At 35.7% G+C, this 12,857-nt stretch carries 9 protein-coding genes; 7 read left to right on the top strand and 2 right to left on the bottom strand.

The window, feature by feature from the left end; translation table 11 throughout:
- Positions 1-175: 175 nt before the first annotated feature.
- The 3 genes from VIO64_RS07085 to VIO64_RS23060 all read left to right on the top strand — a co-directional run bounded on the left by VIO64_RS07085 (position 176) and on the right by VIO64_RS23060 (position 1,667).
- Positions 176-916 carry a type II toxin-antitoxin system HicA family toxin gene (locus VIO64_RS07085; protein WP_331916587.1) on the top strand — a complete coding sequence of 247 codons (741 nt, stop codon included), beginning with the start codon at positions 176-178 and terminating at the stop codon, positions 914-916.
- Positions 917-939: 23 nt separating this feature from the next.
- Positions 940-1,185 (top strand): type II toxin-antitoxin system HicB family antitoxin, encoded by a 246-nt coding sequence (locus VIO64_RS07080; RefSeq protein WP_331916585.1) that lies wholly within the window; start codon positions 940-942, stop codon positions 1,183-1,185.
- A gap of 302 nt (positions 1,186-1,487) precedes the next feature.
- Positions 1,488-1,667 (top strand): hypothetical protein, encoded by a 180-nt coding sequence (locus tag VIO64_RS23060; protein WP_414705243.1) that lies wholly within the window; start codon positions 1,488-1,490, stop codon positions 1,665-1,667.
- Here the strand turns inward: VIO64_RS23060 and VIO64_RS07075 are convergent.
- Together VIO64_RS07075 and VIO64_RS07070 are read right to left on the bottom strand one after the other, a co-directional pair.
- Positions 1,650-2,006, bottom strand: a complete 357-nt coding sequence (locus tag VIO64_RS07075) for an S-layer homology domain-containing protein (RefSeq protein ID WP_331916583.1) — start codon at positions 2,004-2,006, stop codon at positions 1,650-1,652. The two genes, VIO64_RS23060 and VIO64_RS07075, sit on opposite strands and share 18 nt — an antisense overlap.
- A 140-nt stretch (positions 2,007-2,146) precedes the next feature.
- The gene (locus VIO64_RS07070; RefSeq protein ID WP_331916581.1) at positions 2,147-3,376 is read right to left on the bottom strand and encodes an MFS transporter; all 1,230 of its coding nucleotides are present in this window, start codon (positions 3,374-3,376) and stop codon (positions 2,147-2,149) included.
- A gap of 270 nt (positions 3,377-3,646) precedes the next feature.
- On the opposite strand from VIO64_RS07070, the gene VIO64_RS07065 reads away from it, so the two are divergent.
- The 4 genes from VIO64_RS07065 to VIO64_RS07050 all read left to right on the top strand — a co-directional run.
- Positions 3,647-5,845, top strand: a complete 2,199-nt coding sequence (locus VIO64_RS07065; RefSeq protein WP_331916579.1) for an FAD-dependent oxidoreductase — start codon at positions 3,647-3,649, stop codon at positions 5,843-5,845.
- Between the two features lie 171 nt (positions 5,846-6,016).
- On the top strand, positions 6,017-7,393 hold the full coding sequence (locus tag VIO64_RS07060) for an SH3 domain-containing protein (protein WP_331916577.1): 1,377 nt from the start codon (positions 6,017-6,019) through the stop codon (positions 7,391-7,393).
- The gene (locus tag VIO64_RS07055; protein WP_331916575.1) at positions 7,393-8,031 is read left to right on the top strand and encodes a hypothetical protein; all 639 of its coding nucleotides are present in this window, start codon (positions 7,393-7,395) and stop codon (positions 8,029-8,031) included. The genes VIO64_RS07060 and VIO64_RS07055 overlap by 1 nt, the downstream gene beginning before the upstream one ends.
- A 311-nt stretch (positions 8,032-8,342) precedes the next feature.
- Positions 8,343-12,857: DUF6531 domain-containing protein (locus VIO64_RS07050; protein ID WP_331916573.1), on the top strand; the 4,515-nt coding region annotated here is incomplete at its 3' end.

Here is a 12,857-nt window from a genome sequence, read left to right as displayed (position 1 = left end):
AACTGTATGACAAAAGAAATAAAGATGAACTCAAGCAAGTATCAAAAAAACTTGATACTATAACGGATGCAGTAGCTACTACAATGGAAAATATAACAGAATTAAAAAATACAGTTGAAAAACAGGATGTAGAAATAAGGGTGATAAAGGGCGGTAAATAAACCGCCTTTAAAAAATAATAGATTTAGTTATTCTATTAGGGGACTTTGATGAGGAAACAGGGACGGTATACTTGAGGGCAAGGTATTATAACCCAGGTATTGGTAGGTTTATTACAGAAGAGAGTGTAAGGGGTAAAGACAATGATCCACTGAGTTTAAACCTATATACATATTGCCATAATGACCCGATTAATTATGCCGTTCCAACCGGACATGTTATTGATACTGTTGCTGATGTAGTATCCCTAGGTGTTGATGTATATGATATCATAAAAGATCCAAAAGATCTGGGGAATTGGGGTTCGTTAGTAGCAGATGGCGTTTGTACCGTTATCCCATTTGCTTCAGGTGGAGGAGTAATAGTTAAAAATTCAGATAAAGTTGTTAGCACAATTAAAGCTGCAGGTGGAAAAATAGCTGATGGAGCCAAATGGCTTGGTGGAAAGATAAGCGACGGAGCTAAAAAAGTTGGAGATTTCTTTGGAGGACTCTTTAAAAAGGGAACGGATAAAAATAGTTCTGGAATGAAAAAAGTTAATTTACAATTGTTTGCAAAAAAGTTCCCTGAAGGTTTCATGAGTGGTAAAGATACTGTTAAGTTTTTAAAGAAAGAAGGTTTTACTGAGGTAAGTCAGAACGGAAGCCATGTAAAGTTAAATGGTCCTAATGGTGAAGTTGTAATTGTTCCAGTACACGGAAATAGGGACTTGCCAAAAGGAACACTGAATAGTATTAAAAAACAAGCAGGATATTAATTAAAGCACTTTGGGAGGTGTTTATGAGAAGATTTAAATTTTACGCAGTATTTGATTATGCTGAAGATGGTATATCAATAAGTTTTCCCGACTTGCCTGGTTGTTTATCTTGTGGGTATTCCACAGAGGAAGCTATCCAAATGGCTAAGGAAGCTTTACAGTTATATTTAAAAGATATGAATGAAAAAAATATTCCTCAACCAAGTAATAAAGATTTTATAGAAAATAATTTAAAAACAAATCAAAAAATTTACTGCATAGAAGCATAATTAAATTGTAGAGAACCCAGAACCCAATCTTGAGGGACAAAAAAATTAATTTAATGTAATACTTAGCCAAATTTAGTTTGCATTATTAACAAAATAATGGACTATTAAACTATTAAAACCAAAGATGCCATAAGCACAAGTTAAAACCTTCTTATGGCATCTTATTATCTTATTTGTTGATCACCCGATTTAGAGGGACAAAAACAGCAATTAAAATGTTGATTTATGATTTATAATTTAAACTGGATTCTTCCGCAATTTTGGATATATTATATTGAATATTGCTTCCATGAACGATTTATTTGAGGGCAAGATACTATAATTCTGGTAGTAGTAGATTTATTATAGAGAATAGCTACTGGGTAAAGATAATGATCCCATTAAGTTTGAATCTGTATACTTATTGTAAAAATCATCCAATCAACATGATTGATTCATCCGAGCATTTTGCATTTCTGGCACCATTAATTGCTACAGTCTGAAGCTTTGACATCATTGAAGGGCTTTACGTTTTTGCTGATTACAGAAAGTTTTTTTGTCTTAATCAACACTGAAAGATACTCTGCCCTTGTAATATTGGCATCGGGTTTAATTGAATAACCACCGTTTGCAGCATATCCCTTAATGTAGCTCTTGTCGGCCAGAAATTGAATCTGGTTCTGAGCCCAATGCCCATTGAGGTCATTAAAAACGGTAACTTGCTTAGCTTGTCCTGTTTTACTGTCAGTACTGTTGTCGTCAGCAAACGCAAAGGTACTGAAGAAGATCTGGACAAGGTACACCATGACTAATAAAACTACTGGTAACTTCTTTTGTTTCATCTTATACCCTCCTATAAAAATTAATTTAGGAAATACATTTGCCTTTATATATCTATTTAGGCAAATTCCAGTATAATTACATGCAGAATGGGTGAAAAAGACAATACTTTCAATGAAGCATCAGTAATTTATTTAGAACCTCAACAAGTTTTTCTCACTGATTTGTAAATAATTAAAGGAGCCAAAACCACAATAATTACTGCACCGCATGCTATAAAACCCGCGTTTGCACCAAAGTGCTCCGTGATTGTTCCAGCATAGAGATTTCCCAGCGGTGTTGTTCCTGCAAAAACCAATGAATACACGCTCATCACTCTTCCGCGGTACTCATCCTTTGAATTAAGCTGCATGGTAGAATTTGCAGTAGAACTGAATGAAACGAAGCTAAGACCTGACAAGGCAAGACATATTCCGGTCAGTATGTAGTTTCTCATAAAGCCTGTAACGATGAGGAAAACTCCAACTGCTAAAGGCATGATGTACAGTATAAAATTAATAAGCTTTTTAGTGTCCGACTTACTTGTTGTGGCAACAAACATTGCTCCAACAAATGAGCCTATTCCCATAAACGACATGAGAAAACCGAAACCTGCTTCCTGCTGTTTTAAAATTTCTTTAGCAAATACAGGAACGAGAACACTGAAATTCATCCCGAAAATACCTATTACAGTCATGGTAAGAATGGTATTAAAAAGGATCTTTGAATTATAAATATATTTTAGACCATCTTTAATATTGCTTACTATCTTATGGGTTTTCATTGGCTCCTTATGTGTTTCCATGGGCCTAATAAACATAAGGCTTACAACAACAGCTGTAAAGCTTAGTGCATTTGCAAAAAAACAAACTGAAATTCCTGCATACCCCATTACTATACCGGCCAGTGCAGGACCTATAATCCTGGCTATATTAAAAACAGAAGAGTTAAGGGCAACTGCATTCATCAAATCATCCCGTCCTACCAGCTCGATAACAAAGGATTGACGTGTCGGCATATCCAGAGTGTTTACAAAACCTAACAGAGTTGCCATTACAAGTATGTGCCAAAACTGTATGGTTTCTGTCCATACCAGCAATGCCAGCAAAAGAGTTATAACCATCGATGCAGTCTGGGTAAAAATAAGAATTTTTCTCTTGGAAAACCTGTCAATTAAAACCCCCGCAAATAATGAAAATAGAAGCATCGGAGTAAATTGAAGAGTACCGATAAGACTCAATAAAAACGCAGACTCGGTTAGTTTATAAGCAAGCCAGGGCTGTGCAACATTCTGCATCCATGTCCCAATAAGAGAAATACACATCCCTAACCAGTAGTACCTGAAATTTTTATGCTTTAATGCAGAAAAAGGATTACTATATTTAATCCTCATTAAATCATACTCCTTTGACTGTGGATTAAAACTGTATTACTTCATATCTTACCAAAGCAGCATTCTTTTGTAAAACCATGTTATGGCTGGATGTTCCAAATTATAAATATAATTCGTTTACAAAAATATATTTTTACTAAAATATGTTAAACACTATTAAGTTTGTGTTATAATTTCTAGTATTAATTTTGCAACTATATTAAAATTTATTATAGAATTATCACTATTAAACATAAATGTATTTTAAATGGGCTGAAAGGTATTAAAATAATGAAAAAAAGAGTGGCTACAATACTTGCAGTTGCATTAACGGCAATAATCCTTCTCTTGGTATTGTGCATCAATGTATTGCAGTGGGAACAGGTAAAGTATGTTGACGTTGAAGGTTATTTGGCAGAAGACGGGACACCAGATTTTATAAAAGATATAAAGCTAAGAATGGTTTGTGATGAGAAGGTTAAGGCTGGCAGTATAATATCAAAAGCATATGGATTTAAAAAGCTTCCGGCAAATATATCTAAATATATCGGTGAACCTCTTTATATAAACTGTGTGACAAAATATCAATCAGCAAGCATTACAATAAAATATAATCCGCTAAAAATTGATGGATTTGATATAAATAGGCTTACTGTACTGAGATATGATGATGAAATTAAGAAATTTCAAGTTCTTAGGACTATTCTCAATAGAGATAATAATTCATTGGAGTTTCAAACCTTGCATTTGGGGGAATTCGTACTGGTTGAAAACAAAGGTGATTTACACATCGGTGAATACATAAACGAGAGTACAGAAAAGTCAGATACTGCAGGCAAAAAAACATATTCCACTAATATTGTTTATGATGCAGTAATCTACGGAGGAACATCGGCAGGGGTTATAGCTGCATGTAAAGCAGCAAGGCTCGGATTATCCGTAATACTCGTGTCTAAAGACGCCCATCTTGGGGGAATGAGTGCCTCAGGGCTTAGTTTGACGGATGTTAAGGACGTTGATGCGATTGGAGGCATGGCGGAGGAATATTATTTAAGGGGTATAATCTATTATTTTAAAAAATTCAAATCTTTTGGCGGATATGATGAGAAAACAAGAAAAGAATTGGCAAGAATCAATAAATATAGAACTTTTGAGCCCCATGCAGCGGAAAACATATTCAATGAATTGCTTAAAGAGGAAAATGTCACCGTATTATACGGGAGACTCGATCTTAGTAATGGTGTTGAGGTCCATAATAAAAATATAAAATCAATAAGGACTGAAGCGGGGGATGTAATAAGAGGCAGAACATTTATCGATGCTTCATATGAGGGTGACTTGATGGCAAAAGCCGGAGTATCCTATACCGTTGGCCGTGAGGACAATAGTACATACGGTGAGAGATATAACGGCATCCAGTATCAAACCGCATACTCTAGCCAACAACTGCCCCCCGGCATTGATCCCTATATTGACAAGTATAAGCCGGAGCTGGGATTTATAAATGGAATTAAGGAGCTGTATAATGAGGAAGGTACTGGAGATAAGGGAATACAGGCTTATTGCTTTAGGATGTGTCTCACTGATAATATTTCAAACATGGTCGACTACAGGGACTACAACAATGACGGCATAAGGGATCATATAGAGCCGCCGCCAAATTACAATAAAGATGATTATGAGCTTTTATTCAGATACATAGAGGCCGAGAAAAACGGGAGGCTTAGTAAAAGTAATTTCGATAAAGGGTTAAACACGTTCTTTTGCCTTGACACATTGCCCAATGATAAAATAGATGCCAATAATTGCGGACCGGTTTCAACCGACTACATCGGATTTAATTATTCATATCCCGAAGCAGGTTATGGATTAAGAGAGGCAATTATAAAAAGGCATGAGGATTATCAGAGAGGGTTTTTATGGACTCTTCAATTTTCCAAAGATTCTAGAATTCCGGATTATATAAAAAATTTCTATAAAAAATACGGGCTTGCAAAAGATGAATTTGCAGACAATGACAATTGGCCGTACCAGCTTTATATAAGAGAAGCTCGAAGGATGGTTTCAGATTATGTTATGACAGAATATAACTGTTTTGGAACAAAAGTTGCTCCGGACAGTATCGGTCTTGCATCATATCCAATGGATTCACACAATGTCCAGAGATATGTCTATACTCATAATTATGTAAAGTATGTTCAAAACGAAGGCTGTCTTTTTATGGATGACTTATCCGAACCACGTTGGCCTATAAGCTATAGGTCTTTAGTACCTAAAAAGAATGAATGCACAAACCTGATTGTTCCTGTAGCTGTGTCAGCTTCCCATGCAGCCTACGGATCAATCAGGATGGAACCTACTTTTATGATTATGGCCGAATCGGCTGCCACAGCTGCTAAAATTGCCATACAAGATTTTTGCTCTGTTCAGAATGTTTCTTATGAGAAACTCAAAAAAGAATTGATAGCTGCCGGACAAATTTTGTGGTAGGAATGCTTACTGCTCGTATAGTACAAAATACCTAATTAAAAATGATGCTTTAAACCGTCCTGTTTTGCCTCAATATACTACATAACCGGAAATAAAAGAATGATATCATAGAATTATAGAATAAGTTAGAACTATAAAGCTATATAGTTTTAGTGTTTAAAGAGGGATTTTATGATGTGTTCTGTAAAAGTTGATTTTGTTGAGTATCCCCAGTGGTATAGCATTGAAAAGGAAACCGGTAAAACAATTGATAAATTGACAAATACCAAAGAGCTTGCTTTTTATTTGAAAAATTCCAATGAATTTATAAGGCGGCTGGCAATATTAAGAATTAACCATCTTAAGCTTAAGGATTCCATTAATGTTCTCATGGAAGTTATGGATGATTTGTTGGAAAGCGATATAAATAAGGAATTAGCTGCATGGACAATCAAATCAATAATAAGCAAATGGGGACTTGAACTCTTTATAAACCATAGGATTCTCAATAAGTACACCGGTAATGAGAAAACACTTGGTATTATGAGTCTTAAAATTGAGGATAAATGGTCTGACTCGTTAAAATTTGAATTTAGTGAAACATTTCTAAAGGACGAGCTGGAATCCGATACCGAGAACCTGAGACAAAATGAAGACTTGCAGCTTGAATTCAACTTTTCACCAAAGGAATGGTTTTTGGTATTGTCAGAGCAAATAGCAAAAAACATCAGAGATAACTGGATGAGAGTTCCGGGCATAGTTGTAAGGCTTTTAAGAAAATTGGCCGCATTAATTATTCCCATTTTGATTATATTGCCTGTTAAAGCTGTTTTTAGAGGATTTAATCGGCTAATTCAAGTGATAAAAAATAAGAGCCGAAGTAAAAATTATACCAATCACTCCAAAAATAAAACCGATTCAGACTTTTCGATTAATTTACTTGACAGCACTGCTGCACGAAAACCATACAGGGATATACGGGATCAAAAAGCCGGTTTTATGGAATTGATGAAAAACGCAGCCTTTAATGTGGTATATGTAATTTTAACTCCATTAAGGTTGGTCTTAAGATATAGGAAATGGGAATTGGCAGTATTGGTGCTGCTGTATTTGTTTTTTACCTACACATACCCAGGAAGAGTCTTTGTTCATAAATACACAGGCATGGATCTTCAGGAAAAACAAAGTCAGGTTTTAAAGTACTCAAAGACAGCTGTTAATAACATGGTGTTCAAAGCTGAAGGTATTTTTAAATCACTCTATAATTCAGTAATAATCGCTTCACCTGAACCTGCTCAGGTCATTGAAAAGACGCCTGTTCCACACTCCCAAAGCAAACAGTTGAAATTTATTGTAACAGCGAAAAAAGGGCTGAACTTAAGACAAGCCCCTGACTCCACCTCAAATAAACCTGCTATAGGCTTGCTCAAATATAACTCTACTGTAGTATATTTAAATAAATCCCAAACTGACAAAAACGGTGTAAAGTGGTATTTGATAAAAGCAACTAATGGAAAACAAGGGTGGGCGTCCTCAAAGTATCTTAAGGAAATAAGGAGTGACATGTGATGCCTGATACAAGACAAAGCAGCGAAAGAGCTGAGTTTGCATTACAGCTTTTACTAAAATTACAAGAGGCTTTAAAAGAGCTTTCTGATATTTCAATGGAAATAGAAAAAAATTCAGACTCTTTTTACAAAGACTATTTTAAGAACAATGTATCTTCAATTAAAGAGGATATGGACAGCTATATTTCGAATAATGAAAAAGTCAAAAATCTGAAGCTGGAAGTAACAGCTATGGTAAATGACTGGTTTAGTTTTATAAAGGACGAAAATGAAGTAAAGAGCCTAACTTTTCCGGTAAAACTGTATTTAAAAAGAAAGAAGCTTAGGAACTCAATTAAAAACATCAATGCATCAATCTCAAACATAAGTATTGAAAATCGCTTTATTAAAGAAAAATTAATAAGCTGGGAGCATGACCTTGGTATTGAATGTATTAAAGCTATTAAGACAGGCAGGGAATTTAGCCATTATGAAAAATTGTTAAAAATTAAAAGACAAATATTGGATGAGCTCAAATATATTCTGCCTACTATCGAAGGAGTATGTCCCCTCGAGCTTGATCTAAATAACATAAGCCAGTTTATTGAAAAATTTAGAGGCGAGATTGTTCAGCAATCCAATAATGCACCAATACGATAACATGAGTAAATCAAGGGGTAAGGAGAGGCATAGTAAATATGCAGTCTCTTTACCCCTTGATACTTTTTATTTACAATTATTTTTAAATTAATAAAACCTTTTTAATGATTTTTACTCTATAAATTTGAAAGGTACCTTAATATTGTGAAAAATAACTATCCTATAAGGAAAATTTAGCTTATAATGGATATAAAGTAACTTCTTGATATCTATAAAAAGGCTTAAATGCGGCAATGAGTGATAAAAGAGTTGTAAATAATTTATATGAAATAGAGAAAAAAGGTATTTGCGTTAAAGTGAGGTGCTAAGATATGAACTGGAAAAGCACAAAGATTTCTAAACCGGATTTGGAAAAGCTTAGGGCTGGAAAGTTAGAGCAAGAGGATAAAAATAAAAAAAAGAAGGTTTTGTCAAAAGGAAGCAATAACGGCAAAAAGTCAAAAAGCCCTAAAAATAAAAATCAGGCAGCTAAAAATGTGTGTACTTCAGGCGACCCTGTAAATGTTGTAACAGGGAGCTTTTATATAGATGCAACAGACCTCTATATCGAAGACAGAGGAATAAATCTTGAGGTAAAAAGAAAATACAACTCTACTGATGAATCTGTAGGTCCTATGGGAAAAGGCTGGACCTTTGAAGTTGAAAGCAGGATTGAACGACGTGGAGATGAGTTAACCCTTGTTTATCCAGACGGAAGTGTTAAGGAATATGAGAAAAAAGAGGGCATTTGGATAAATGTTAGCGATGATGATGAGTCTGATAAGCTTACTGAGCTTGATGCTGGTGAGTTTTTATTAAACAATATAGATAAAAAGACATTTAAATTCGATAAAAATGGGAAGCTTATATCAATTTCAGACAAAAATAATAATACATTAAAGGTATCTTACAACCACAAAGGTGAAATTGATACATTAATAACTCCTGGCGGAAAAATAATAACCTTAACAAGTAGCTCCGGTAAAATACTTCAGATTACAGACAATATAGGCAGAACGGTTAAATACAAATATGCCGGTGATAACCTTACAGAAGTTACCCTTCCGAATGGTGGCACTGTAAAATACACTTATGAGGCTGGGTGGATTACAACAGTTACTGACCAGAACGGCGTTACATATGTTAAAAATGAATATGATGAAAAAGGTCGTGTAACAAAGCAGTTTGATAAGAATGGGAATATCACTGAAATAATATATAATGAAGATGATAAAGAGAACGTCTTTATTTTTCATGCAACAAACGTGATTGAGAGATACAGATATAATGAACAAAACCTTTTATCCGAGAGGGTTTATCCCGATGGCACTGCTGAAATATACACATATGACATATATGGAAATAAGAACTCAGTGACAGATCGTTTGGGAAGGACAACAGAATATGTGTATGATAAAGACGGATATCTGCTAGAAAAGATATACCCCAACGATTATATAATCTCAAACTATTACGACAGCTTTGGAAATCTTATAAAGACCACAACCTCAGGCGGTTCAGAGACATTATATTTATATGATCCTTATGGAAACATCATCGAAGAACAGGTTCGCATTGACGACGATGTATATTCTATAACCTGTTATTCTTATGATGAGTATGGAAGGCTTACTGAAAGGGTTGACCCGGAAGGCAATCTAACAGAATTTGAATATAAGGACCACCATACTGATAAGCCTACCTTAATAAGAGATGCTGAAGGCAATGCATTTAAATATAAATATGACAAAGCGGGAAGAATGGTCTCTATTACCACATCCTACGGTACAGTAGAGTACACATATAACACAATAAATAAGATAACTAAAAAAGTTGATGCACTGGGTAATGTTACCCTAATGGAATATGATCTGATGGGAAACCTTGTAAAGAAAATACTCCCAGATAGCAAGGATACCGGGATCGGATATGAATTTTACTATGATGACATGGATAGGCTTGTTAAAACCATAGATCCGTTAAAGAATGTAATGGCATTAAAGTATGATATCCATGGAAATGTGGTTAAAGAAATCAACCCAAACTTTTACAATAAAGACACCAGCGATGGAATTGGTATAGAGTATCAATATGATCAAAGCCAGAGAAGGGTGAAAGAACTCTATCCTACAGGGGGAGTTGGAAGGACAAAGTACGATCCTGCAGGGAATATTATAAAAACTATTGAACCTGGAAAATATGATTCTTATACCGACGATGGATCAGGAAGCGAATATGAATATGATGAGCTTAACAGGCTTACACTTATCAGGGATCCTGAGGGTAATACGGTGAAAACCTTTGAATACGATGGTGACGGCAGACTGGTTAAAGAAGTTAACGCTAAGGGTTACGCGACCATTTATAAATATAATACAGCAGGGTGGCTTCTTGAGAAGAGGGTCCCTGTTGATGAAAAAGACTCAAAGGAACAATATAATATAACCCTGTACAGCTATGATAAATCAGGCAGGAGAACAGAAGAGAAGGTATCTCGGGAATATGTGGATGATAAGAAATATCCTGAAGAGTGGAATACCATCAGCTATATTTATGACAAAAACAATCGTATAGTTGGGGTTTCAGACTCCACTGGAGCAAGAATTCAATATTCCTATGACTGCCTTGGCAACAGAACCACTGAGATAATAAAAATAAACGATAAAAAGAGTAAGATAATAAGATACAGATACAATAGTGTAGGATTATTGGAAAAGAAGACTGAAGAAATAGATGGGGACGATCTTGTTGAAAAGGTAGATGGAAAGGCTATTTCCCATACTCTTTACAATTATGACGGTAACTATAACCTAATCAGTGTTACAACTCCCCTTGGTTATAAGACTCTGCTAAGCTATGATAAGGCAGGTAGGATCACAGAAGTCAGTAAGCTTTTAGGTAAAAATGAAGCTAGAACCACTGCCTATGAATACGATAAAGCAGGTAACATTATAAGAGAAACAGACTGTAATGGCAATTCAATAAAGTATGAATACGACAGTATGAACAGGAGGATCAGAGTTACTGACAAGGAAGGCGGTATCACAAGGCTGTTTTATGATGATTCAGGCAATATCATTAAGCGTGTATCACCTAAAAACTATGATCCTAAAACAGATGACGGAATAGGCATGTCCTTCACATATGACAGCCTCAATAGGCTGACAGAGGTAGTTGACGCTCTTGGTAACGTTGTTGAAAAGAGAAAATTCAACGGTACGGGCGAGCTTGTTGAGAAAATGGATGCTACAATGCACTCTGCGGAATACAAATATGATATCGGCGGAAGAATAAAAGAAATATCGACACCTGGTGCAAAACAAAGGGGAATTGCAGCACAGGAGTATACTTATGATGCAATGGGTAATATAACAGGAATTAAAGATGGCCAGGGTAACCTAACTCAGCACAAGCTTGATATTTGGGGCAGGGTCACTGAAGTTGAGAAGGCTGACGGAAGCATTGAAAAGTACATCTATGACCACGCTGGAAATATTATAAGTGCTACAGACGGAAACGGAAACACTACCGAATATATATTTAATAGCTTAAATAAGCTTTCCCAGATTGTGGATCCTGCAGGAGATGTTATCTCCTTCAAATATGATCTGCAGGGAAGATTAACTCGCAAGGTCGATAGGAACAGAAAGATAAGTGAATTTATATATAACCAGGATGACAGCATTATATTAAAAAGGGATATGGCATCAGGATATCGGGAAGAGTATGCCTACAATCTGGATGGAAGCCTGAAGGCTGCTGTAAATGGTGCTGTTAACTATTACTATGAGTATACTTCGGACTTGAAATTAAAATCCAAGAGGTTAAACGGAAAGGCTATCCTAAATTACAGATATGACAAGGACGGCAACTTAGTTGAACTCAAAGACATCTCAGGAAAACTGACAACTTATAAGTATGATGAACTTGGAAGACTTTCAGAGGTATGGGATGCAGCACAAAAGGAAGCTCAATATACCTACAATCTTGATAACACTATAGCTTCAATATGTTACGGTAATGGTACAACAATAGAATACAGCTATGATGAGGATAAAAACGTAATATCCATTATATCAAGGAACAAGGCTGGTGAAGAAATAATTTCACACGAATATTCCTATGATAATAACGGAAACCAGATTGAGAGAGTTGAGAATGGAAGTGCCACAAGATTCTTCTATGATAAGCTCAACAGATTGGAAAGAGTAGTTTATCCTGGTGTTAAAGAGATATTTACATATGACTTTGCTGGAAACAGGATAAGTAGAACAAAGGGTAATGTCAAGGAAGAATACAGCTATGACAAGAGGAACAGGTTGGTAGAAAAGGTTGAAGGAGCTGCACATACTATTTACCAGTATGATCCTCATGGCAACTTGATTCAGGAAAGCGGCAGGAAGGGAGTTACCAAGTATACCTACGATTGCTTCAACAGGACTGCATCAATACAGAGTTCTGGCGGAGGATTTATTAAGAATGTATACGATCCGGAAGGCTTAAGGTATGAGATTCAGGAAAACGGTAATGTCAGTAGATTTGTGTTTAGTGGAACAGATGTTGTGTCGGAGTTAGATGGCAGCGGGAGTCTCAAGCATTCTACCATCAGAGGGCATGAGATACTTGCACATAAGGAAGTTACGGGTAGGGGTTATTATTATGTGAATAATGCTCACGGTGATGTGGTAGGCCTTACAGACGCAAGCGGTACAATGATAAATAAGTATCAGTATGATGCATTTGGTAATACAGTTGAAGCTGTTGAGAAAGTGCAGAATAGATTCCGGTATGCTGGTGAGCAATATGATCAGGTTACAGGGCAGTATTACCTAAGAGCAAGGTTCTAT

The sequence above is a fragment of the Pseudobacteroides sp. genome, from assembly GCF_036567765.1.
Lineage (GTDB): Bacteria > Bacillota > Clostridia > Acetivibrionales > DSM-2933 > Pseudobacteroides.
Note: the sequence above shows the minus strand (reverse complement) of the source record. Positions and strands in the feature narration are given on the sequence as shown.